Consider the following 23,482-nt stretch of genomic DNA (forward strand, 5'->3'; position numbering starts at 1 on the left):
AGTGGTTCAATATGGAAATTTTTATCGGTGTGGATGGTGGCGGTACCAAGACCGAAGCAACCGCTATCAACAGCGCTGGAGAAGTGTTGTCCCGGTTTACCGGAGGTTCCACCAATCCCTACATTGTAACCTTTGATAAAGCGATGGAGGAACTCCGAACGGTGTTGGATGGGCTTCTGGCACCTCTTTTTAATAAGTCATTAATATTTACATCAATATGTCTTGGAATGTCAGGTATAAGCTCTGCAGAAGAACGACGTCGTGTTCAGTCCTTCCTTCATTCCTATTTCCAGCAGCGGCAGCTCTCGATGCGTATTTACATGCGCTCGGAAGCCGAAATTTCATTAATGGCCGTACTGGAACGTCAGTATGGAATACTTGCGATCTCGGGAACCGGATCCAATACCTATGCTATAACCAAATCGGGAGACATCCACCGCGTCGGTGGCTGGGGACATCTTCTCGGAGACGAAGGCAGCGGCTACCAGATCGGACTTCAGGCTCTAAAATCTGTCATTAAGAGCCACGAGGGCATTTTGCCACCCACCATCATGAGCAGCCTGATTGTTGCAGCCTATCCTCTCCAGCATATTACCGATCTCAAATCTTACATTTACCAGCCCGCTATAACGAAACAGGATATCGCTTCCTTCGCCCGCTGCTGCATAGAAGCAGCCGAAGCCGGTGATGAAGCGGCAAACCGTATCATCCGGCAGCAGGCAGAAGAACTGGCCGATACAACAAGCGCTCTCATCAGGCGGCAAGCTGAATTCGCAGAGAGTGAACTCGTGCGGATCGGCTCGATCTTCAAACATTCGCAATCGTTTCGGGAAACGTACACTAGCATTCTGCTAACGCGTTATCCCCGCCTCCGGTTCCCTGAAGGAAATCGTGAACGTACACCCGCCCATGGCGCGGCCCTGTTAGCCTGCAAGCTATTTACAGACGGCGTCTCTGACTTGCTGTAGCTTTACATCAGTGCCCGTCCATATTCCAAGGCAAAAAAGGAGACCTGTCTCATGACGAATATTCTAAGTCAATTGACAACCGAACAGCCTCATGAAAATACGCAGAACATTGATCAGTTGAGCTCAGAACAAATTATGATCCTCATCAATAGCGAGGATAGCCTGATCACCGATGCGATCCGCGAGCTTATTCCTCTTATAGCCAGAGCGGCAGATCTCGTAGTAGAAGCTTTCCAGAAGGGCGGCAGATTGTTCTATATAGGTGCCGGAACCAGCGGTCGAATCGGGATTCTGGATGCATCCGAGTGTCCACCTACCTACGGGACAGACCCTTCTATGGTGCAGGGATTGATCGCTGGTGGTTTCAGAGCCGTGAAGGAAGCTATCGAAGGTGCCGAGGATAGCGAGGAGTTAGGTGAACAGGATATCCATGAAAACGGGATCAACGAGAAGGATGTTGTCATCGGCATCGCTGCAAGCGGCCGCACGCCCTATGTTCTTGGTGCAATGAGACGCGCCAAGGAGTGTGGAGCCGTTGTCATCGGACTCTGTAATAACTACGAATCGCCGATGCATCAGTACGCGGATTTTGTGATCGAAGCTGTTGTCGGACCGGAAGTGATCATGGGCTCCACGCGGATGAAGGCCGGCACTTCGCAAAAGCTGATTCTGAACATGCTGACAACGACCGCCATGATTCGAATCGGCAAAGTGTACAAAAACCTAATGGTCGACCTCAACCCGTCCAATAACAAGCTTGTACATCGCGCCAAACGCATTATCACCCTGGCAACGGGAGCATCTGAGGATGCTGTTGAGAAGGCATACCATGAATCCGGCGCCCATGTCAAAACCGCCATCGTGATGCTTCTGGCTAATGTCAATGCCGCAGAAGCGTCCAAACTCCTTGACGGTACCAGCGGATTTGTTCGCAGCGCGATCGATATGAAAACAACGAAGTAGCATATTTCGTGCTTCTATGGCCTATCATGAACATCGATCGTAAAATGAAACGGGATATCCCAAGATCATGTTGATCTGGAGATATCCCGTTTATTTGTTCGCCAGCATGGACCTTCATTTACTGTTAGTCGTCACCATACTAATGGGCCGATTGGTCTCATCGTTCCTTGTAGTCCGATCATGCCCTTATCGGATCAATCAGATTTAGCCTCACTCATAGAACCGAGCCTTCTTGAAATGCATAAGTTCATCGACCCTTGTCCGACTTCCAACCTACCTGTTGTTCACTCCATGCCCACAGGCGAGCGGCAAGTTGCGGATCCCTTGCCTTCTCGGTGGTCTTGGCCGGTTTGCATTTAACGTAATATTCCCCTGTCACATGCTCTACTTCAGGGCTTGAAGCCAAGTAAATCGCTGTCCGCGCACCTTCCTGCGCGGTTAGAAAGAACGGACCAAGCAGCTTATGGACCGCTTTGCCAAAGCCTGTATCCCGGTTCACGCCAATGCTGGTACTCACTGCACCGGGATGGAGCGCATTGACCGTTACCTTTGTCGGCTGCAGCCGACGAGCCAGCTCTTTCGTAAATAAAATATTCGCCAATTTGGACTGCGCATAACCTTTGACCACATTGAATCCTTTACCGAGATTAGGGTCATCCAAGTGGATGCTGCCCACTTTGTGTGCGCCAGAGGATACGTTCACAATCCTCCCCTGGCGGGCACGCTGAAGAGGCTCCAGGAGCTCGTTCGTCAGTAAAAAATGCCCCAGATGATTGACCCCCATCATGGCTTCATATCCGTCCTGCGTCAATTCCCGCTTGAGGGTGACCACACCCGCGTTGTTTACCAATACATCGAGCCTGTCGTATTTGGCCTTAAAGTCGGAAGCAAAAACTCTGATGCTATCAAAAGAGCCCAAATCCAATGTCATCAGCTCAATTTTCGAGCTGCCGCTCTCTTGTAACGCTTGCCGAAGAGCCGCTTCTCCTCTGACTTGGCTCCGACAAGCCATGACGACGTGCCCTCCCCCTTTGGCCAGCTCCACGGTTGTCGCCAGGCCCATTCCGGAGTTCGCTCCTGTCACGATGATGATTTTCCCTGTCATGTCATTCATCCACAGACCTCCTGCTTCGTATACCTTCTACCATTGTAATAAAAAAAACGTCTATCGACGTACTTTCTCAGAAGACAGACCGCATTTAGCGGAAGTTTTTCTTGCGAGATAAGGATGGTAAGCCTCTGAAGTTTATACTTTCTTATCTCTAAAAAAAAGTCCCGCCACCAACATCCATTTGGAGACGAGACTTTAATAACGCACTGGATAAAGCTTATGGCAGGCTTAAACGCCTCAAGCGCCGCCATTCATCGCAAGTATGATGGCAGCCAGACCGAAACAGAGATTCAGCAAGCACAGAAATACTAGTGTCTGCTTCTGATTGAGTCCCGTTGCCAGTAAACGATAATGCGCCTGGGATGCATCGGCCTGATAGATCGGCTTCGACTGAAGCATTCTGCGGATGACTACGATGATATTATCGAAGATCGGCACGCCCAGTGCGAAGATTGGAACGAATAAGGACGCCAGGGTTGCCCCTTTAAACGCACCATCCAGAGCAATAATCCCGAGTATGAACCCAAGGAAAGTGGCTCCGGCATCCCCCATAAACACTCTGGCCGGCGGCTTGTTGTACTTTAGATATCCTAGCGCGGCACCTACAAGAATGACAGCGAGGAGCGCGGACTCGCCTCTGCCCAGTGTAATCGCCACAACAAACAGCGTACCTCCGGATATGGCGGAGAGTCCTCCGGCAAGACCGTCGATGCCATCCGAGAAATTAATGACTGTCGTTACACCGAAAATCCACAGAATCGTTAAGATGAGCTGCAGCCATTCCGGCAGGTTAATATACTGACCCGTAAACGGATTGTTGAATCCTTCAAACGCGATGCCATAGCTGTATACAACGACGGCTGCGCTGACCTGTACAATGAGCTTCGGCAGCGATGCCAGCTCCTTGCCCTGGGACTTATACCAATCGTCCACGAGGCCAATCCCGAGAATCAAGGCGCTACCGATAAAGATACCTACCGCTTCCCTTGAAATGACACCGGTAAGTGCAAAATAAGTGATGAAAAATCCGATAAATATGGCGATTCCCGCCGTCAGCGGTATTGGCTCGCGGTGTATTTTCCGCTCGCTGTCCGGCCTTGGCTTGTCCACAAAATCAAGCTTGATCGCAAGCTTGCGAAATGGCGGAATCAGGACCAATACCAGCACCATAGATATGACAAACGCTGCAAAATATAGCATAGTTTCCTCCCAATAAATGATGAATAATGGAGAACATTGCAATCTAAGTATATGACTTATATCGAACTCTATCAACCTATTAGAAAGAAAAAGACTGCTGCATCAGTAGAATTTCTACTTAGCAGCAGCCCTCCCGGACTTTACAGGTTAAGACTCCTTCTTCACCACAAGTCCGATGATCATAACGATAAGTGCCAGCAAAGCAATCAACTGATCGATGGTCATGGCCAAAAGCCTCCTTCAAGCAGGATGACTCTTGCCCGGGCTACACATCTCCCTCTCCCGTTAAATGCCTTACGTTTTCCCCACTACCATCTTATGAGGGCCTCCACCCGTTTTATGACGGGGACCGCCAAAAAAACCTGCCCCCGTTTATAAAAAACGGGAGGCAGGTTTCCAGCTTAGCTTTGAAAATGAGGCACTGATATAGGGATGAGCGATTCGCACGAGCAGTGGGTGCTCACCCTGTTGTCCTCAGTGTTCCGTTTATGACATCGCTTCGGATTAAGGCTTCACCTTACTCCGTCACAATGTCATAAATCAATACTGGCGCATCCGCATGATCTGCAATCCGAATGCTCTCATACAGCTTCTGCTTCACGTCATCTACGTTCTCGCGGTTAGCATGAATGGTTACAAGGGAATCGCCCTTCTTCACGGCATCGCCGACCTTCTTGTTCAGCATCAGGCCTACAGCCAAGTCAATCTCGGATTCCTTCGTTGCACGACCGGCTCCAAGCAGCATCGCTGCGGTACCGATCTCATCCGCTACCAGCTCCGCGACAACACCGTCCTGCTGTGCAGGAAGCTCAATCAGATACTGCGCCTTCGGCAGTCGGTCGGGGTGATCCACCACGGACGGATCTCCGCCCTGGTTCTGGATGAATTCCTTGAATTTCTCCAATGCCTTGCCGTTGCGGATAACCTCTCTTAACATCTCTTCGGCATCTTCAAGCGAATCTGCCTTTTGAGCAAGGAAAACCATCTGCCGGCCTAGAGCCAGGCACAGCTCCTCCAGATCCTTCGGACCCTCGCCGCGAAGCGCATCGATTGCTTCCTGTACTTCCAGCGAATTGCCGATCGCAACCCCAAGCGGCTGACTCATATCGGAAATGACGGCCATCGTTTTGCGGCCGACATTGTTGCCAATGCTAACCATGGCGTGTGCCAATTCCCTGGCATCCTCCACGGTTTTCATGAACGCGCCTGCTCCGGTTTTAACATCCAGTACAATCGCATCCGAGCCTGCAGCAATCTTCTTGCTCATAATGGAGCTGGCAATCAACGGAATGGAATTAACGGTAGCCGTCACATCCCGAAGCGCATACAGTTTTTTGTCCGCCGGGGTGAGGTTCCCGGTTTGGCCGATGACGGCGATTTTATGTTGATTCACAAGGTTCACAAATTCGTCTTTGCTGATCTCCACATGAAATCCTTCAATGGACTCCAGCTTGTCAATCGTTCCTCCGGTATGGCCGAGGCCGCGTCCGGACATCTTCGCTACGGGAATATCCAGTGCCGCTACAAGCGGAGCCAGAACGAGTGTCGTGGTGTCGCCTACGCCCCCGGTGGAGTGTTTATCAACCTTGATTCCCTCAATTGCGGACAGATCAATCGTTTCTCCGGAGTTTACCATTGCCATCGTCAGGTCTGCCCGCTCCCGATCGGTCATGTCCTGGAAATAAATCGCCATGTTCATGGCGCTCACCTGATAGTCGGGAATATCTCCCTTGGTATATCCGTCGATGAAGAAATTGATCTCTTCGGTTGTCAGTTCCTTGCCGTCTCGTTTCTTCGCAATTAAATCAACCATTCTCATCGTACATTCTCCTCACTGTTTGCGATGATTGTGTTCCTTCCACGGGCATCACTACAAATGCGGATTGTTCTTCCAATCGCTGTTGCCCCGCTTCACTTCTTTCAAAACAATTCCGCCTGCTTCGCTCAGGACAGTTTCCTTACAACGAAATCGCCGTATCCAACGCGACTTCCATCATCTCGTTAAACGTCGTTTGGCGCTCCTCGGACGAAGTCTCTTCCCCTGTCAGCAAGTGGTCACTTACAGTCAGGATCGTCAGAGCATTTACGCCGAAGCGTGCGGCAATCGTGTAGAGGGCCGTTGTTTCCATCTCTACGCCCAGCACGCCGTGCTGCATCAGCTTCTCAACCACTGATTTGTCCTCACGGTAGAACACATCGGACGTGAACACGTTACCGACATGCATCTTAAGGCCTTTCTCCTTGCCGCGCTCATACGCGCCGAGCAACAGCGGGAAGCTGGCGATCGGGGAGAAATCATAACCGTTAAAGTGGTGACGGTTCATGCCGGAATCCGAGCAAGCCGCCTGGGCCAGGATAACGTCGCGCACACGAACGTGCTCTTGCATCGCACCGCATGTTCCGACACGGAACAAATTTTTGACGCCATAATCCCGGATGAGTTCATTGACATAAATCCCGATGGAAGGCACGCCCATGCCCGAACCTTGCACGGAGATGCGTTTTCCTTTGTAGGTTCCCGTAAATCCGAGCATGCCCCGCACTTCGTTGTAGCAGGTCACATCCTCCAGATACGTCTCGGCAATAAATTTAGCGCGCAACGGGTCGCCTGGCAGCAGAATCGACTCCGCAATATCTCCTGGTTTCGCTCCAATATGTGTACTCATGTCCCATTCCTCCACGTTTTCGATTATTTCAAATCATTCAAAAAGCTTGTTCCGTGCTCTGGTATCTTCACGCCAAAGTTGTCGGCAACCGTGGCGCCAAGGTCAGCAAAGGTCTTGCGAAGCGGAAGTTCCTTCCCCTCCGCAAAACGTGGAGAATAAACAAGCAGCGGTACGTATTCACGCGTATGGTCCGTTCCTTTGTAAGTCGGATCATTCCCGTGGTCGGCCGTGATGATCAGTAGATCCTTTTCCGTCATTTTCTCAAATACCTCGGGCAGGCGCTGATCGTAATCCTCCAACGCTTGGCCATATCCTTTTGGATCGCGTCGGTGTCCGTATACCGCATCGAAATCCACGAGGTTCAGGAAGCTTAGTCCCTTGAAGGATTCACCCAGGGTTTGCACCATTTTATCCATGCCGTCCATATTCGATACGGTTCTGACTGCCTTCGTGATGCCTTCGCCATCAAAAATATCGGAGATTTTACCAAGAGCAATGACGTCTAGACCAGCATCTTTCATTTCGTTCATCGCGGTACGTCCGAAAGGCTTCAAGGCATAGTCATGCCGATTCGCCGTACGCTTGAAGCTCCCCACCTCGCCAATGAACGGACGCGCGATGATCCGGCCGAGCATATAAGGATCTTCCAGCGTGATTTCGCGGCAGAATTCGCAGATTTCGTACAGCTCTTTCAGTGGAACGATATCCTCATGCGCAGCGATTTGAAGCACGGAGTCCGCCGAGGTATAGATGATCAAAGCCCCCGTTTTTACGTGCTCTTCGCCAAGCTCTTCGATAATCTCCGTTCCGCTGGCCGGCTTGTTGCCGATGACCTTGCGTCCGGTCTTCTCTTCAATGCGCTGGATCAGCTCATCCGGGAATCCGTCCGGGAACACGCGGAAAGGCGTATCGATATACAAGCCCATGATCTCCCAGTGACCCGTCATGGTATCTTTGCCATTCGAAGCTTCCTGCATCTTCGTATAGTAAGCACGAGGTTTGTCCGCGACAGGGACTCCCTCGATCTCCCGAATGTTGGACAGCCCGAGCGCTGCCATATTCGGCATGTTGAGCCCGCCGCATTCGCGGGCGATATGACCCAGCGTGTCGGATCCGACATCGTCAAAATCAGCCGCATCCGGTGCTTCACCGATACCTACAGAGTCCAATACGATCAAGTGAATTCGGTCAAAACGTTCCATATCCATTGCTCCCCCTCATATATGAGTTTTTAATCAAACTATCCATAAGGCTCGCTTGTAGTAGTCCTTCAAACCTGGCTTACAGGAACAGTCCGGTAATCGTGGCCGACAGCACGCTCACCAGCGTTGCGCCGTACAACAGCTTGAGACCGAAACGCGCAACTACGTTCCCCTGCTTCTCGTTCAGGCCTTTGACCGCGCCGGCAATGATGCCGATCGAGGAGAAGTTCGCAAAGGACACCAGGAATACCGATACGATACCCACGGTGCGTTCGGACATATTCGTGAAGTTGGCCAGATCGAGCATCGCAACGAACTCATTCGATACCAGCTTCGTAGCCATGATGCTGCCTGCATCCACTGCTTCTTTCCAAGGCACGCCCATGACAAAAGCAAATGGAGCAAAAATATATCCTAACAGCTCCTGGAAGGTGATTCCGAAAATAATATCAAAAATGCCGTTGATCATCGCGATTAAAGCAACGAAACCAAGGAGCATCGCTGCAACGGTAATCGCTACCTTGAAACCATCCATGATGTACTCGCCCAGCATCTCGAAGAAGGATTGCTTCTCCTCTTCTTGCACCTCCAGGATATCCTCTTCCTTATCCACCTTGTAAGGATTGACGATGGAAGCAATGATAAATCCGCCAAACAGGTTCAGTACAAGCGCGGTCACCACGTACCGTGGCTCGATCATGCTCATGTAAGCACCGACGATCGACATCGATACCGTGGACATCGCGGAAGCACAGAGCGTATACATACGGTGCTTCGGAATTAAGGCGATCTGTTTTTTTACCGAAATAAACACTTCGGATTGCCCCAGAATCGCTGAAGCTACCGCGTTGTAAGACTCCAGCTTACCCATGCCGTTGACTTTACTCAAGACGAGACCGATATATCTTACGATAAACGGCAGCACCTTAATATATTGAAGTATACCAATCAACGCGGAAATAAACACGATTGGCAGCAGGACATTCAAGAAGAACGGACCATTACCTTCAATGGCAAAGCCGCCAAATACAAACCCGATTCCGGCTCCGGCGTAGTCAAGCAGCGCTTTAAACGTATTCGCTATCCCTTTAACAAGATACTCGCCGACATTGGTGTTCAGCAGTATAAATCCAAGGATCAGCTGCAGCCCAATCATGACAGCCAGCGGACGATAACGGATGTGGCGCTTATCATTGCTGACAAGGAACGCAAGACCGAATACGACCAGCAAACCTAGTATGGCGATTAAATATTTCATCGTCGTTGTTCCCCCAAAGGTGAATTTTTTGATATTACTCGGCTACCGAATCATCGATAATCGAAAATGGCCAAGACATTAGTAGGATGAGCTGGATTGGCCGCCCTCCATGATTTTCACGCCGCAGCTCGCACCGATACGCGTTGCACCCGCTTCAATCATGCGGTCCATGTCTTCCTTGCTGCGTACGCCGCCGGAAGCCTTCACACCGGTGTTCTCGCCAACGGTCTTGCGCATCAGGGCAACGTCTTCCGGCGTCGCTCCGCCCGTGGAAAACCCTGTTGACGTCTTCACGAAATCGGCTCCCGCTTGTACAGACAGCTTGCTTGCACGCACCTTTTCTTCCTCCGTCAGAAGGCTTGTCTCAATGATGACTTTAACCAGAGCTTTGCCTTTCGCCGCGTCCACTACAGCCTGAATATCGTTCAGTACAAACTCATCGTTACGATCTTTAAGCGCTCCAATGTTGATGACCATATCAACCTCTTTGGCCCCGTTAGCGATAGCGTCCTTCGCTTCAAAAGCTTTTACCGCGGATGTCGCAGCTCCCAGTGGGAAACCGATGACCGTGCATACTTTAACGTTGGTGTCCGCTAGCTGCTCAGCACAGTAGGATACCCAAGTCGGGTTCACACAAACCGAAGCAAATCCGTACTTTTTGGCCTCATCTGTAATTTTCGTAATCTCGGCTTGGGTTGCATCCGCCTTCAAGAGCGTGTGGTCGATCATTCCTGCTATATTCATCTGGTTAAAACACTCCTTAATCTGTTTTTTTTTGCAATCTTGTAAAAGCGCTATCATAACGCTTAATCCTTTAGACGGGACCATCATATCACAGACCTGAACATATGTAAAATGCATATTGAAAATATGTTCATTCCCATTTATTGCAATGATATATATCATTGTTCGCTGATCGACAATTCATCATTCAGGAATAATCTAACAATTCATTCCTTTTACTATGCTCTATACCCGATCAAGGTAAACATAAACAGAAAAGAAGCCCCTCTTCCTGTATAGAGAGCTAATTTCAACGCATTAAAAAACACCTCATCCAGGCGAGCGCGAAGCATACCGGCTTCAAATCTCCCTAAAACGAGGTGTCTATTTCATTATCCACATCAAGTTGAGCATTTCATGATAACAAGGCTTGCGCCGTGAACTGGTCCGTCACCAGAATGTTTGCATATTTACCGACCAGCGCCGCTCGAATGGCATCTACCTTTCGCTGCCCGCCTGCGACGAGAATGGATTTTTCCTTGTGCCGAAGATCATCCAAATCGATGCCCACCGTACGATTGTTAATATTCTCGCTGCACACCCTGCCGTCCGCATCAAAAAACCGAGAGCAAATATCGCCCGCACCGATCTTCTGCAGCAGCTTCTGTTCTTCCTTGCTAAGATAGCCGAGCCTAAACAGAAGTGCGTCCTCATGAACAGTACCGACCGTAAACATGGCGATGTTGGCTTGTTTGCCTAATTGGATAATCCGCTGGATATGCCGGTCTCGCTCCACCATTTCTTTCAGCTCAGTGGTATCAAAGATGACCGGCAGCGGCAAATATCTCGCCATCGTGTGGTACGCCTCAGCAAACAGATTGACAATCTCGGCGGCGTACGTGTTCACATGCGAGTGGCTGACACCGCCCTTCAACTGCACGACCTCTACGCCCCGAACGGGCTTCTGCTGCAGCTGAAGTGCCACGGCATGCATGGTCGTTCCCCAGGTCACGCCGATAATATCAGCATCCTGAACCGTTTCATGAAGGTAATCGGCTGCCCTTTTGCTGATATGCTTCTGAATTTCGCGGTATTCATTGATGGGGGAATAACTCACCAGCACCTGTTCCAGTTCGTACTTCTTCTTCACTCCTTCGCCCAAAGCGTCCAGGTCCTCGAGAGGGTCCACAATGCTGATTTGCACATAGCCCTGCTCCTTGGCGTGCTGAAGCAGCCTGGAGACTGTAGGACGTGAAACGCCGAGTCTTGTCGCGATATCCTGCTGGCTGTAATCCGACATATAGTACAATCTTGCCGCCTCAATGCTAAGGCGCTGTTTATCCTGATCCATGATCCAACCCACTTTTATTTATGTCGTAACCGAATTGGGTACATTATAACGTGATCTGACACAAAATTCGATAGCGAGTTGGAGCTGGCATATATCTTGAACTAAGGTTACCCCAGTCTGATCAAAACCGCAGATTTATCGTCAGACAATTTAAATCGTGGATAGGTAATACATTCCGGATCGCTATGTTCCAACGCCACCAGCCAATCGGCATACTCTTTCAGTCCCCGCGACTTAATATTGCGGAACAAAATTTCCTCGGAGGTCCGTCTGCCCCCATTCACCAATTTTTCAGGATAATAGAGTCCGTCGGTATGCAGCAGCAGTTCCTCAAGCTGAATCCGGTTAATCTTGCCGTACTCAATGAAATCCTCCGCGTCCGAGCGTCCATTCAGAACGGAGTAGCCTCTGGCCGTATTCATTTTTTCTTTATTCTTGAGAATGCGGGGCTTCACCAACTCCCATAACTGATCCTTCGACTGGACTCCGGCCAGGACGGCCTGTTCCCAGATTAGCTTGGATTCATAATCAATATGCGCCACATGGTCCCGTGTCACCATGCGCACAGACCCGTCAGCATAGGCACCCATAATCATGCAGTCGCCTGATTGAGCATATTCGATATAATGGTCAGTAATCCGGATCACTGCAATTCCCGCCGTCCATAACTGATCCTTGGAATCGGTCGGTATGTCGTGCGCATGCATTTCCACTCCCAATATGCGATTGGCCTCACGGGTTAACTGCTCCAGATTACGCTTTTCTTCCGGTGAAATCTGCTCAAAGTATCGCTTTAACAACTGCGAGGCAATCCGTCCGCCAGTCTCCCCCTCTGAGCCTCGAAACGGCACCAACGAAGTGGCACCGTCTATAACGCCGTATATCTGCAGCTGATCGTTGATAATAAGCGCATCCTCGTTCCAGATACCGCTCCCCTGTATCGACAAATTTTGCACTTTCATCATGTTTTCATATCCCTCCCACGGAGCTCCCCCGCATATGATCTCGTTCTCCAATCTCTGTATGACAGATCAAGGAAGAAGGGGCAGCAGATCGGCCGCCTTCTGCTCCAGATCCGGTCTACGCTCTATCTCCAAGGCTTTCAGTGTTTCATCGATTCGGTTCCAACGTCTGTAATCGTCAGACATTGGTGCAATCCCGTCATCATTCCCGACCAGCCGTAACAACATGTTATAACGGGTCCCCTCCGCTGTTTGCCGCGCCAGCGAGTCCAGGCTGTCTTGACGGACCGGCATATAGCCTGTCGCATCCAGCAAAGTGTCCTGTATATACGGGGAAGCGATGTGGTTAACAAGCTCCTGCGCCAGTTCTCTGTTGCCTCCCCCGGCAAGCACGGCGAAAGCGCTAAAGCCCGGCGAGACCCCTTGGTCCACTGCTCCCGGCAGAGGAACTACGCCGTAATTGAACTTGCCTGCAATATACTTATCCATCCACTGCATATGCTGCGAGCTTGATACCAGAAGCAGAATCTGTCCGTCCATGAATTCACTCAGAGCCAGTCGGTGCTCCAGAGGAAATATCACACCGGAATCAAACACCAGCCTGTTCCATGCCCCGAGAAGTTCAAGCAGCCGCTCTCCCCTCTCCTCTTCTGCCGGATGGCCCCACATATTCAAAAAAACAAAGGCCAAATTCTCATCCACCGCCATTACCTGCTTCCACTTGATGGACGCATTGCGATGGTTCAGACCTCTCACCCAGCCTGAAATCTCTTCATTTAATTGCTCAAGATCCGCAAATTCCAGTTCTCTCTGAAAACTTGCGTTCCGAAGCTTGTCTTGATTATAGTAAAGTACCGGAATCGATGCACCGGCAGGCATCGCCCACAGCTTACCTTGAAACGTGAACGCATTGCGGGCTGAAGCCGTTAGGTCCGTTGTCTCACCTGGCAGTTTGATGGGCACGAGCGCCCCGTCTTCTACCCATTCCGCCAGACCGTAGGCATTGTTCAATTCCGCAATTTGCGGAGCACGTCCTGCAGAGATGGCAGCTGACAATTCCGAATGCAGCGCCTCATACGATTGGAAGGTGCGCACATTCATCTCCACTTCATGATAACGAGCCTGCAAGGACTTAAGTATCGGTTCCCATTCACTGCTGTAAATCCAGCATTCCATTCGCTCGATTTCCTTGATCCTCTGCTCCGGCGGATGCCCGAGCCGCCGGAAATAAGTCGAGTAAACGACCAGACTTCCGGCAATAATCAGTACAAAGACAATCCAGATCAGCCCATTCTTGCTCCAAATCCGATTTTTCCGCTCCAGCATGCACCCCTCCTTTTTTTACATTATAAAAGGAAGCAATATTGAAGGAGAACTACCAAATCGAGCATCGCAAGCATAAGTTACAAGGACAACCCCTTGCTGCCCGACAACTTGTTCGCAATCAGCAGCGATATAAGCGTAGTCACCGTAAGAATAGAGGCAAGTGCGGCGCCGGTGCCGTAATTGGAGGTAAAAACCTCACTGTAGATCGTGACGGATATGGTCGCCGTTGCTCCATAATACAGAACAAGCGTGGAGCTTAATTCATTAATCGTTGTAATCCAGCTGAGGATGGCTCCGGATATAACGCCTGGCGCCATCAGCCGGCCCGTCGTTTTGAAGAAAGTTTTCATCGGCGGCACGCCAAGGCTGATCGAAGCCTCTTCCACGCTTCGGTCCAGCTGGTGAAGAACCGCCGTACTCGACCTGATCGTGTACGGGATTTTTCGTATCACGTAGGCAATGACAAGGATGATCCATGTTCCGGTCAGCACTATCGGCGGCTTGTTAAAGGCAATGATCAGACTTATACCAAGCACGGTGCCCGGCATGATATAGGGAATCATAATGATGCCGTCGATAAAAGCCGTGAATTTGGACCTTCGCCGCACGAGAATATAAGCGATGAGCATACCCGCAATAACCATGACGATGATGGACAACACAGAGTAAGAGTACGTATTCATGATCGCTTTGGGCACACGGAAGAACACTTCTTTATAGCTGTCTAGACTGAATCCGCTATGGAACACCGGTCCCTTTTTCGCAAGGAAGGAGGTCACAAGCACGGTCAGCTGGGGCATAATGGATATACAGGCTGGAATAAATGCCAGCACGGTCAACAGAACCTTCGGCATCCGCTTCAGCTTCTTCACCGTCGGCGTTCGCATGCCGGTCATGGAATAATTTTTGCGGGATACAAAATACCGCTGACCAAACAAAACGGCCGTTGAGAAAAAGATCATGACCACACTCAGCGTGCTGGCCATTGCGGGATTGCCGCCCATCTCACTGATAAATTGCTCGTAGGCCAGAATCGGCAGCACTTTATAGCCCTGCCCAAGCAGCATTGGCGTGCCGAAATCGGCAAATGAAGCCATAAATACCATCAGTGCCCCTGCCGACAGCGTAGGAAATATGAGCGGCAGCGTCACAGTTCGCAAACGATTCCATGCTGTCATTCCCAGACTCTCGGATGCTTCTTCCAACGAAGTATCGATCGTCTTGAGTGCACCGGATACATACAGGAAAATATGAGGGTAGAATTGCAGGGCAAATACGATGACAATCCCGTGCCAGCCGTAGATAGAAGGAATATCAATCCCCAACTCCCGGATGAACCTCGTAACAAAGCCGTTATTGCCCATCAATAAAATCCATGAATACGCTCCGATAAATGGCGGAGATAGCAGAGACATAATCACCATCATCTGCATCAAGCCTTTGCATTTGATGTCGTATCTTGTTGCGATGTAGGCTAGCGGGGTGCCGATCAGAATCGCCAGCACGGTTGCCAACGCGGATACAAGAAAGCTGTTCAGCAGAGCCTGATGGTAATACTTGAGCTGAAAGAAATCCAGGTAGTTCTGCAGGGTTATGCTCCCGTCCTTGCCGATAAAGCTGTTTAACAGCAGCGACACCAGCGGGTAAATAATGAACACCAGCATGAAGATATACACACATACGGTTACAAATGTCCAGAAATCCCATCTTCTGAGCAGCAGACGCTCTCGGGCGGTCGGAGACCCGACGGGCTTAAGCTTCGCCTGCACGATAGATCACCTCCAGGCCAACGCTGTCATACATAACGGACCGTTGAAGCTGAAAATCCAGAAACAACCGTTGCTTCTCCTGAAACAGACTTAGGGTTTTGCCCGGATAATCATGTACATCGATAAAGGTCCCGTCCTCAAGCTTCATTAAGTAACTCACCTTATCGCCCAAGAAGCTGACAGCTTGAACGATTCCTTCAAAGGCAAAAGTGGGACTTGGTTCCGCGCTGATCTGCACCCGCTCGGGACGAATTGAAAAAATCACTTTGCCTGAATAAGATTGTTTGATTGGCAGCTGCGTCTCTTTGCCGAGCAATCGTATTGTTCCGATCCCGTCGTCACCGCCCGATTCAGACGTGCAGGTTCCTTCCAGAAAGTTGGAAGTACCGATAAAATTGGCCACGAACTGATTCCGGGGGTATTGATAGATGTCCCTCGGGGAAGCGATCTGCTGGATGACTCCCTCGCTCAGTACTGCGATCCGGTCCGAAACGGCGAGCGCCTCTTCCTGGTCATGCGTCACATAAATAGTGGTGATATTAAGCTCCTTTTGCAATTGACGGATATCGGTCCGCATTTTCACCCGGAGCTTGGCATCCAAATTGGACAGCGGCTCGTCCATTAGCAGCAGTGCGGGACGGATGACAATTGCTCTTGCCAGAGCAATCCGCTGCTGCTGTCCCCCGCTCATGTTACCGGGTATCCTGTCTCGGAGATCGGCCAGCTCCACCATCTCCAGCGCTTCCATCACCCGGCTCTCGATGTCCCGTTTCGAAATTTTCCGGGCGCGAAGCCCGTAGGCCACATTGTCAAACACACTCAAATGGGGGAAGATCGCGTAATTCTGAAACACCATCCCGATATTGCGCTCATGGGTAGGCACGTCATTAATGACTCGGCTGCCAAAGTAGATATCCCCTTCCTCTTGTTTATAGAAGCCGGCAATCGTTCGGAGAAGAGTGGTTTTCCCACAGCCGCTCGGTCCCAGCAGGGTAAAAAACTCCCCTTCGTTTATTGAAAAATGCGCATCATTAACCGCCTTGTTCTCTCCAAAGTATTTTGTAACATGATCGAATACCACTTGACTCATGAATGCCTCCATATCCGAGAGGACGACTGCCCACGGATCAGCCAGCCATCCCCCCACCTTTGTGCTCTATTCCTTGCCCATCATAATATCGTTGAATCTACTGATAACGGCTTCTTTGTTATCTGAAGCCCAGCTAAAGTCGTAATCAACCAGTTCGATGTCCGCAGTCTGAGGCAAGCCTTCCACCGGTTCTACATCATCTCGAACCGAGCGGCGCTTAAATTCCTTTTGCACCAGTTCCTGCACATCCTTGCTGACAATAAAATCAATAAACTGCTTCGCTTCATCCGGATTTTTGGTTCCTTTGATGATTGCAGCCCCATCAGGTACAGCCGAAGTGCCTTCGCTCGGATAAATAATGCCGATCTGCGAGCCGCCTTCCATGTACCGCAGCGCAGCATCTTCCAGTGTGATGCCGAGAGCAAACTCACCGTCAGGTACGGCGCGTTGGACCAGACTGGAACCCGACAAAATTTTGCCGTCCATATTGGCCACAAGTTTCTTGACATACTCCCACCCCTGCTCGTCATCCTTACCAAAAGCCGTCAGCATGGTCACCAATTGCGTATAGGAAGAGCCCGACTTGCCTGGATCGGCAAATGCAATCTGCCCCTTCCACTTGGGATCCAGCAGATCCTCCCAAGATGCAGGCAGCTCATCCTCGGATACCAGCTCTTTGTTGTAAGTGATTACCATCGGGAGAGCGTTAAACGGTGTCCAATAGTTGGACGGATCCAGATAGCCCGGGAAAATATCCCCCTTCTCGTTTGTTTGATACGGCTCGAAATATTCGCTAAATGATGCCAAGGAATCGGCTCCTCCTGCCCAAAAAACATCCCCGAGCGGATTGCTTGCCTCAGCCTGCACACGCTTCAGCAATTCCCCTGTACCACCGGAGATCAGATCGACGGATATACCTGTCCGATCCTGAAACTCTTTGATAATCGGGTTGTTGATTTCGGCTGCATTCGGCGAATAAATGGTCAGCTTTCCCGTACCCGCGCTGGAATTCGAATTGGAATTCGAGGAATCGGACTCCCCCTTGCCTTCGGTCGCAGGAGCACCACAAGCTGTAATAACACCTAACAAAATGATCACACTAGCGATTGCGGTAAGCCATCTTTTCACCATTTTTTTGTATCCCCCTTATTTTGTGTTATTTTCCCTTCCACGAATTTACTATACCTGTCAGGCTTCCACCTCTCAACGAGACAAAATTGCATAAATGTTTAATTTTTTGCTTAATTGCGTGAATGTAAGCGTTTAAAAAAGAAGGCCTTTAGCTTTCAAAGGCCTTCTTCATCCAATTTTCTTACACAAATATTACATTCCATGTGATTCCAGCATTCTTTTACGATATTCCGTCGGCGTTTCTCCAGTATATTTACGAAAAATTTGACTGAAATAACGGGAATCCTGATACCCCACGGCAAGCGAAACCTCATAAATCCTCACATTCTCGTCCCCCAGCAATCTCTTTGCCTGCTCCATTCTTAACCGGGTTAAATATTCTATAAAGCTTACACCAAGCCGTTTGCGGAACAGACGGCTGAAATGCGCCTCGCTCAAGTGAAACCGGGCAGCCAGCTGTTGCAGGCTGATATCTTCGTTAAAATTATGCTGGACATACGCCTCTACTTGCCGGAACCCTTCGACAAAATGCACGGCAGCATTATCCAGATGTTCGATGTCACCGTATACGGACACCCCGCTCTGTTTACTTGCTGCTCTATGCCTGACAACCTCTAACGCTTCCTGATATGCTCGGTCCAGCTGCTCAAGCCCCCCATATGAGAGACTTACCCCGACATAGACCAGCGCTTTGCCAAATCCGGTGACGGTTTCCTTCAACATGCCCACTGCCCCTTCGTCATCGGGAATAATGCACGCTCTTTGCAGTTCATCTATCATAATCAAGGGACCGTAAATGCGGGCATACAACCGTTCCTTTATATGCAGCCACCGCTCATGCCGCCGCTCCTCACCTTCTTCCTCCATCTGTACCACGGCAACCCGTATCTTCTGTAAGCCGGCAGTCTCCTCCAGCCATTCCTTCAGCATCTCCAAGGAGGCCGTATCCGTGATTCCGAGCATGCTGTCATGAATCAGCTTCTGAACAACGAGTGATTCCCTGTCCCTTTTCCAACTCTGCAGCTGCTCCATCACGCTGGCATGCTGCCTCGTCCGGACAAGCTCCTTACATACCTTGTCAATTGCATTTACCAACGTATCGGGATCTGTCGGCTTTAACACAAAATCGGAGGCTTTGAGTTTGATCGCCTGCTGGGCATAAACAAAGTCATCAAATCCGGTAAGAAAAATCACCTTCAGCTCTGGACAGAACTCCTGGGCGGACCATGCCAACTCAAGACCGTCCATTCCGGGCATTCGAATGTCAGAGATGAGAATATCCGGTTGAAACGCCTGAATTTGCTGCACAGCCTGTTCTCCGTCCGCCGCTTCACCGACCAGAACACAATTCAGTGCCTCCCAATTGATCGTCTGCTTCAATCCTTCGCGGATCATCCATTCATCATCGGCAATCAGAATTTTAAACATCGCTTACCGCCTCCCGTATAATCGGTATACTTAGACTGACCTTCGTCCCTTGACCCGGCAAGCTATCAATATGCAGAACGTAGGCATGTCCAAAATGCAGTTCCAGCCTCCGCAAGAGATTATGAAGTCCGATTCCGGTCGTGCTGGTCTCCTCACCGGAAACGTACTCTCCCCGCAGGATGCGCTGCAGTTTATCCGGAGCTATCCCGAGTCCGTTATCCTCCACCACGAACAGCACCCGCTCTCCCGCCAATCGGCCGGAGATAAGCAGACTACCCTGACCGGCTTTCATCTCGAGTCCATGGTTGATCGCATTCTCCACCAGCGGCTGAATTAGCAATTTGGGGATGCATAAATCCAGAATGCCTTCATCGATCTCCACCGAAATCGTAATTTTATCCCGATAACGAATTTCTTGGATTGTCAGATAATTGCGAATTTGCTGCATATCCTCACGAATGGGGATAACGGTATTTCCTCGCCGGATGCTGAAGCGCAGCAGGCTGCCCAGCGAAACCGCGATGCTGCTGATCACCTCGATCCTGTGAATCCGCGCCATCCAATTAATGGAATCCAGCGCATTGTACAAAAAATGGGGGGTGAACTGGGCATGAATCGCTTTGATCTCCGCCTCCTGCACCTTTAGCTGCTTCTCGTACACCTGGTTAATCAATTCCTTGATCCTCTGAAGCATCCGGTTAAAGCTTCCGCCCAGATGACCAACCTCATCCCGGTACTTCGAATCAAAGGTGACCTCAAGGTCTCCCTTCTCAACCTGCCTCATTAGTCGACGCAGCTTGTGGAGCGGTCGGGTAATGTAATCGGACAGCAAGAAGGCCGTGCAGTAAGAGATCAACACTCCGAATATGACAATGAATATCGTGAAATTGCGAATGCTGGCGCTCTCACCGGTTAAAGCGCTTACAGGAACCACATTGATCAATTTAAAACCATGGGTATCGGATGTATCATAAATGACCATATGTTCAATATCCTGTTCCATTATTCGGAAGAATCCCTTTCTTTCTTGCAGAATGGTGGAAAGGTAAGGTTTCTCGAGGCGCGTGCCGACCTCCAGTTTGGAGAGATGGCTGGAAATGATATATCCTTTGTCATCCAAAAGATACACTTCTCCCCCGTCATACCGGTAAGCCCTTTCATATTTATCCGCGAGGGCAGGCTCCATAATGTCCACGATAAAATACCCCAGCGGTTTGCCGGTATCAATCTGCTTAAGCAATCGGCCAGAGCTGAGGACCGTCCCGTAATCCTCGAATTTTTTCAAGGAATAATGGCTATCCCAGACCACATCGCCACCTGCCAGCCTTGCTTTACGAAAAAGCCCCCAATCCGCGTTATAACGTAGATAGGAGCTTGGTATAAATTTCCCCGTAAAGTAACGGTCTCCGTTCTCTCCGAGCACATACAGCTGGATATCCCATGATTTAAAACCGAGGAAGCTGTTCAAAATGGCAGCGACCGTCTGCTGGTCGCGGTATTTCTCTTCCACGCTTCGAGCAGCCGGCTTGGACAGAATCTCCTGAATGTCTTTGTTGCTGTACAGATACATAGACAGCTGTTCAATATCTTCGACGAAGTAATTAAGGCTGTAGTTGATTTGAGATAGGTTTTCCAGAATGATTTCATTGGCTTTGGTCTGGATTTCACTAGAGGCTTTACGAATGGAGAAAATACCTAACACTGCGAGAGGGATGACCGCAATCAGAAGAAACAGCAGCATCAGCTTAGTCTTTAGTTCCATGGCATGCAAACGATCCATCCAATAGTTCATGACTGGCTCACCCATTTTCACTCGAATTTCAGATTAATATAGCATAAAATGTCGGATGCACCAATCCTCTGGCACCTATATACTGATTTCTCTCAGAGATGATCCCTGATTCTGCAGCTTTACCGTTTACGAATGACATGCCCGTTAAATCGGATAAGCTCTATGCCTTCAGCCAATAAAAATACACCCCTAAGAATTTAAATCGGTTAAACCCAAGGTTTAATCCAATCTCCATTCCAAGGGGTGTACTTCAACCCTCTTACGGATGTCGTCTAGCGAAGCAAAACTTTAGATCAATGCTTTGTACTCCAGCGGAGATACCCGGCCATAGGAGGTCTTCGCACCTTGGATCGGTGCCGCCCAGGCCACGGCATTCGTAATTACCTGCTGAATTTCAGGTTGATGATAGGTCGGAAATGCTTCATGTCCCGGTCTAAAATAGAACAGCTTGCCGCGTCCGCGCTTGTAACAGCAGCCACTGCGGAATACCTCGCCACCTTCGAACCAGGAGACAAACACCAGTTCATCCGGTGCCGGGATCTCAAAGCGCTCACCGTACATTTCTTCCTGCGGAACCTCGATATATTCTCCAAGTCCGCTAACGATCGGATGGCTGGGATCGATGACCCATAACCGCTCCTTCTCACCGTCGTCGCGCCATTTCAGTGCGCCTGTATTCGTGCCGAGAAGGCGCTGGAAGATCTTCGAGCCGTGACCGGAATGCAGCACGATGATCCCCATGCCGTCCAGTACGCGCTGGCGCACTTTTTCCACGATATCATCCCGCACTTCGCCGTGAGCCACATGCCCCCACCAGATCAGAACATCCGTTGAAGCGAGCACCTCATCCGTCAAGCCGTGTTCCGGATCATCCAGTACGGCGGTGCGTACAACGAACTGTGCATCCTTTCCCAGAAAATCAGCAATCGTACGGTGGATGCCTTCAGGGTAAATCTTAGCGATCTGTTCATTATGTCTCTCGTGCCGGTATTCATTCCATACCGTTACATTGATATTAGCCAAGGGTAATGGCCTCCTTTAATATTGAAATAAAGCGACCTCTTATACATTCATCCCAAGTATAGGCTGTGTTACAATGAACGGGAATGTTTGAAAGTTACTCTTTTTGTACAAAAACGACTTCGCGTTTTTTTGGGAGAGAGGGTGGAATTCGTGCTATCGATGAACGCTGACTATGTGCCAAGGATCAAACTGATGGGGTTTGTCTCCTACAAGAACCCCTGGATTCATTTCAAGCGGAACACACACGAGTATATTCTGTATTTCGTGAAGAGCGGCGAGCTTCATATGCGGGAGAACGGCGTTTCGCATGTGCTCAAGAAAGGCGACTTACTGGTCCTTGAACCGCATCTGGACCACGAGGGAACACAGAAACGTCCCTGTGACTACTACTATATTCATTTTGAACACCCCGATATTCATCAAGCCCCCGAGCGGCCCTTGTCCTTGCTAGCCAAGCAATGGATCATGGGGGAGAACCAAACGGCAGGCAAAGATGACAGCAGGCAGCTATATTTCCCCAAGACCTGCACGCTAACCCAGAAAAAAAGCCTTCATCACATGTACCATGCCCTCGGCGAAATGCTGCAGCTGTACAGACGGAAGCACTTTAACCGCAGTTTGACCGCGCTCAAATTCATGGAAATGCTGATCGAGCTGTCCCGTGAGAGCCTGTTCGATGAGCTGGAGAAGAACAGCCCGCACACCAAGTCTTATATGAAGGTGCATGCGCTGCTCGACTACATCCATGAACATTACGCCGAGAAAATCATCAGCTCGGAGATCGAGCAGCGATTCGAATGCAACTATGATTACATCAATCGAGTGTTCGTCAAGCTTACCGGCCATACGATCATGCGCTATGTGAATCAGGTTCGAATCAACCATGCCAAGGAGTTAATCGAGGCCACCCACCTTAGCTTTGGGGAAATTGGTTATCTGACCGGTCTGGAGGATCCGTACTATTTCAGCAAGGTGTTCAAAAAATATGTCGGTATGTCTCCCAATCAATACTATAAGCAGGTCCGCGAGAAGGAATAAGGTGAAGTGTACTCGCGGCTAAGCTCACGGTATAAAAGTCGCCCTATTGTGGATAGATCCACTGCAAGCGTAACGGCTACCCTCCGGTTTTGGGGATAACCGGTCTCCTCCCACCAGTTAATGGGGAGTTATGCTTGCACTTCTCCTCATTTGTTCACAAACGCTGGATAACTACAATGAAATATATGATCGAAATTCGATTTGTGCAGAATGAACGGGGATAATGTTTATAACTCTGTGTATAACGAAGCCATTCATAATGTTATACACAGTCCTTCCGGTGTGAAGTAAGCGTCCTTAGTTTGAATTATCCACATGCATTGATTTGGATTTTTTTGCACTTGAATCCTAGGGTCAATGGCATATCAAAAAAGCGAAGACAAGGAAGCCTCCTCCCTGTCTTCGCCTAATGTAAGGTGCCGCCCAGACGCGATAAATACGTTGCTATAAAACAACGGCTTTATATAAAATTTCGGACGTT

The 23,482-nt window shown here is 49.8% G+C and carries 19 protein-coding genes; 3 read left to right on the forward strand and 16 right to left on the reverse strand.

Features of this window, described 5'->3' with window-relative positions; genetic code table 11:
- The first annotated feature begins 11 nt into the window (after nt 1-11).
- Entirely contained in the window at nt 12-968 is a 957-nt protein-coding gene (locus ACOZB4_RS23130; protein ID WP_076325331.1) for a BadF/BadG/BcrA/BcrD ATPase family protein, read from the forward strand.
- Nucleotides 969-1,019: 51 nt separating this feature from the next.
- Nucleotides 1,020-1,931, forward strand: coding sequence for an N-acetylmuramic acid 6-phosphate etherase (murQ, locus tag ACOZB4_RS23135; RefSeq protein ID WP_076325330.1), 912 nt, complete (start codon nt 1,020-1,022; stop codon nt 1,929-1,931).
- Nucleotides 1,932-2,178: 247 nt separating this feature from the next.
- Here the strand turns inward: murQ and ACOZB4_RS23140 are convergent, their stop codons facing one another.
- From ACOZB4_RS23140 to ACOZB4_RS23215, 16 genes are all read right to left on the reverse strand, one after another.
- On the reverse strand, nt 2,179-3,045 hold the full coding sequence (locus ACOZB4_RS23140; protein WP_379406639.1) for an SDR family oxidoreductase: 867 nt from the start codon (nt 3,043-3,045) through the stop codon (nt 2,179-2,181).
- Nucleotides 3,046-3,279: 234 nt separating this feature from the next.
- Nucleotides 3,280-4,242 carry an MraY family glycosyltransferase gene (locus ACOZB4_RS23145; protein ID WP_076325329.1) on the reverse strand — a complete coding sequence of 321 codons (963 nt, stop codon included), beginning with the start codon at nt 4,240-4,242 and terminating at the stop codon, nt 3,280-3,282.
- A 517-nt stretch (nt 4,243-4,759) separates the two neighbouring features.
- The gene (locus tag ACOZB4_RS23150) at nt 4,760-6,061 is read right to left on the reverse strand and encodes a pyrimidine-nucleoside phosphorylase (RefSeq protein WP_076325328.1); all 1,302 of its coding nucleotides are present in this window, start codon (nt 6,059-6,061) and stop codon (nt 4,760-4,762) included.
- Nucleotides 6,062-6,200: 139 nt separating this feature from the next.
- Entirely contained in the window at nt 6,201-6,908 is a 708-nt protein-coding gene (gene deoD, locus ACOZB4_RS23155) for a purine-nucleoside phosphorylase (RefSeq protein ID WP_076325327.1), read from the reverse strand.
- Between the two features lie 23 nt (nt 6,909-6,931).
- Nucleotides 6,932-8,110: a phosphopentomutase gene (gene deoB, locus ACOZB4_RS23160; protein WP_379406638.1), complete on the reverse strand. Its 1,179-nt coding sequence runs from the start codon at nt 8,108-8,110 to the stop codon at nt 6,932-6,934.
- A 79-nt stretch (nt 8,111-8,189) separates the two neighbouring features.
- Nucleotides 8,190-9,368: a NupC/NupG family nucleoside CNT transporter gene (locus ACOZB4_RS23165; protein ID WP_076325325.1), complete on the reverse strand. Its 1,179-nt coding sequence runs from the start codon at nt 9,366-9,368 to the stop codon at nt 8,190-8,192.
- 78 nt (nt 9,369-9,446) lie between these two features.
- The gene (gene deoC, locus ACOZB4_RS23170; RefSeq protein ID WP_076325324.1) at nt 9,447-10,112 is read right to left on the reverse strand and encodes a deoxyribose-phosphate aldolase; all 666 of its coding nucleotides are present in this window, start codon (nt 10,110-10,112) and stop codon (nt 9,447-9,449) included.
- A gap of 394 nt (nt 10,113-10,506) precedes the next feature.
- Complete coding sequence (locus ACOZB4_RS23175; RefSeq protein ID WP_379406637.1) at nt 10,507-11,442, reverse strand: sugar-binding transcriptional regulator; 936 nt, start codon at nt 11,440-11,442, stop codon at nt 10,507-10,509.
- 107 nt (nt 11,443-11,549) lie between these two features.
- On the reverse strand, nt 11,550-12,407 hold the full coding sequence (locus ACOZB4_RS23180) for a protein phosphatase 2C domain-containing protein (protein ID WP_379406636.1): 858 nt from the start codon (nt 12,405-12,407) through the stop codon (nt 11,550-11,552).
- 66 nt (nt 12,408-12,473) lie between these two features.
- Nucleotides 12,474-13,730: an extracellular solute-binding protein gene (locus ACOZB4_RS23185; RefSeq protein WP_379406635.1), complete on the reverse strand. Its 1,257-nt coding sequence runs from the start codon at nt 13,728-13,730 to the stop codon at nt 12,474-12,476.
- Between the two features lie 77 nt (nt 13,731-13,807).
- Complete coding sequence (locus ACOZB4_RS23190; RefSeq protein WP_379406634.1) at nt 13,808-15,499, reverse strand: ABC transporter permease; 1,692 nt, start codon at nt 15,497-15,499, stop codon at nt 13,808-13,810.
- Nucleotides 15,483-16,589 carry an ABC transporter ATP-binding protein gene (locus tag ACOZB4_RS23195; protein ID WP_215161894.1) on the reverse strand — a complete coding sequence of 369 codons (1,107 nt, stop codon included), beginning with the start codon at nt 16,587-16,589 and terminating at the stop codon, nt 15,483-15,485. The genes ACOZB4_RS23190 and ACOZB4_RS23195 overlap by 17 nt, the downstream gene beginning before the upstream one ends.
- A 66-nt stretch (nt 16,590-16,655) precedes the next feature.
- Nucleotides 16,656-17,720 carry an ABC transporter substrate-binding protein gene (locus ACOZB4_RS23200; RefSeq protein ID WP_379406633.1) on the reverse strand — a complete coding sequence of 355 codons (1,065 nt, stop codon included), beginning with the start codon at nt 17,718-17,720 and terminating at the stop codon, nt 16,656-16,658.
- 192 nt (nt 17,721-17,912) lie between these two features.
- Complete coding sequence (locus ACOZB4_RS23205; RefSeq protein ID WP_379406632.1) at nt 17,913-19,148, reverse strand: response regulator; 1,236 nt, start codon at nt 19,146-19,148, stop codon at nt 17,913-17,915.
- Nucleotides 19,141-20,940, reverse strand: a complete 1,800-nt coding sequence (locus ACOZB4_RS23210; RefSeq protein WP_379406631.1) for a cache domain-containing sensor histidine kinase — start codon at nt 20,938-20,940, stop codon at nt 19,141-19,143. The genes ACOZB4_RS23205 and ACOZB4_RS23210 overlap by 8 nt, the downstream gene beginning before the upstream one ends.
- A gap of 288 nt (nt 20,941-21,228) precedes the next feature.
- Nucleotides 21,229-21,963, reverse strand: a complete 735-nt coding sequence (locus tag ACOZB4_RS23215) for a ThuA domain-containing protein (RefSeq protein WP_379406630.1) — start codon at nt 21,961-21,963, stop codon at nt 21,229-21,231.
- A gap of 159 nt (nt 21,964-22,122) precedes the next feature.
- Here ACOZB4_RS23215 and ACOZB4_RS23220 point away from each other — a divergent pair, with 159 nt between their 5' ends.
- The gene (locus tag ACOZB4_RS23220) at nt 22,123-23,001 is read left to right on the forward strand and encodes a helix-turn-helix domain-containing protein (RefSeq protein WP_379406629.1); all 879 of its coding nucleotides are present in this window, start codon (nt 22,123-22,125) and stop codon (nt 22,999-23,001) included.
- Nucleotides 23,002-23,482: the final 481 nt, after the last annotated feature.

This window comes from Paenibacillus sp. NPDC058898, from assembly GCF_049316025.1.
Taxonomy (GTDB): domain Bacteria; phylum Bacillota; class Bacilli; order Paenibacillales; family Paenibacillaceae; genus Paenibacillus_AQ.

What these genes read in the sequence shown, in the direction of transcription:
- ACOZB4_RS23130 (WP_076325331.1), top strand. Translation starts at nt 12, where the DNA reads ATGGAAATTTTTATCGGTGTGGATGGTGGCGGTACCAAGACCGAAGCA.
- murQ (WP_076325330.1), top strand. Translation starts at nt 1,020, where the DNA reads ATGACGAATATTCTAAGTCAATTGACAACCGAACAGCCTCATGAAAAT.
- ACOZB4_RS23140 (WP_379406639.1), bottom strand. Translation starts at nt 3,045, where the DNA reads ATGAATGACATGACAGGGAAAATCATCATCGTGACAGGAGCGAACTCC.
- ACOZB4_RS23145 (WP_076325329.1), bottom strand. Translation starts at nt 4,242, where the DNA reads ATGCTATATTTTGCAGCGTTTGTCATATCTATGGTGCTGGTATTGGTC.
- ACOZB4_RS23150 (WP_076325328.1), bottom strand. Translation starts at nt 6,061, where the DNA reads ATGAGAATGGTTGATTTAATTGCGAAGAAACGAGACGGCAAGGAACTG.
- deoD (WP_076325327.1), bottom strand. Translation starts at nt 6,908, where the DNA reads ATGAGTACACATATTGGAGCGAAACCAGGAGATATTGCGGAGTCGATT.
- deoB (WP_379406638.1), bottom strand. Translation starts at nt 8,110, where the DNA reads ATGGAACGTTTTGACCGAATTCACTTGATCGTATTGGACTCTGTAGGT.
- ACOZB4_RS23165 (WP_076325325.1), bottom strand. Translation starts at nt 9,368, where the DNA reads ATGAAATATTTAATCGCCATACTAGGTTTGCTGGTCGTATTCGGTCTT.
- deoC (WP_076325324.1), bottom strand. Translation starts at nt 10,112, where the DNA reads ATGAATATAGCAGGAATGATCGACCACACGCTCTTGAAGGCGGATGCA.
- ACOZB4_RS23175 (WP_379406637.1), bottom strand. Translation starts at nt 11,442, where the DNA reads ATGGATCAGGATAAACAGCGCCTTAGCATTGAGGCGGCAAGATTGTAC.
- ACOZB4_RS23180 (WP_379406636.1), bottom strand. Translation starts at nt 12,407, where the DNA reads ATGATGAAAGTGCAAAATTTGTCGATACAGGGGAGCGGTATCTGGAAC.
- ACOZB4_RS23185 (WP_379406635.1), bottom strand. Translation starts at nt 13,730, where the DNA reads ATGCTGGAGCGGAAAAATCGGATTTGGAGCAAGAATGGGCTGATCTGG.
- ACOZB4_RS23195 (WP_215161894.1), bottom strand. Translation starts at nt 16,589, where the DNA reads ATGAGTCAAGTGGTATTCGATCATGTTACAAAATACTTTGGAGAGAAC.
- ACOZB4_RS23200 (WP_379406633.1), bottom strand. Translation starts at nt 17,720, where the DNA reads ATGGTGAAAAGATGGCTTACCGCAATCGCTAGTGTGATCATTTTGTTA.
- ACOZB4_RS23205 (WP_379406632.1), bottom strand. Translation starts at nt 19,148, where the DNA reads ATGTTTAAAATTCTGATTGCCGATGATGAATGGATGATCCGCGAAGGA.
- ACOZB4_RS23210 (WP_379406631.1), bottom strand. Translation starts at nt 20,940, where the DNA reads ATGAACTATTGGATGGATCGTTTGCATGCCATGGAACTAAAGACTAAG.
- ACOZB4_RS23220 (WP_379406629.1), top strand. Translation starts at nt 22,123, where the DNA reads ATGAACGCTGACTATGTGCCAAGGATCAAACTGATGGGGTTTGTCTCC.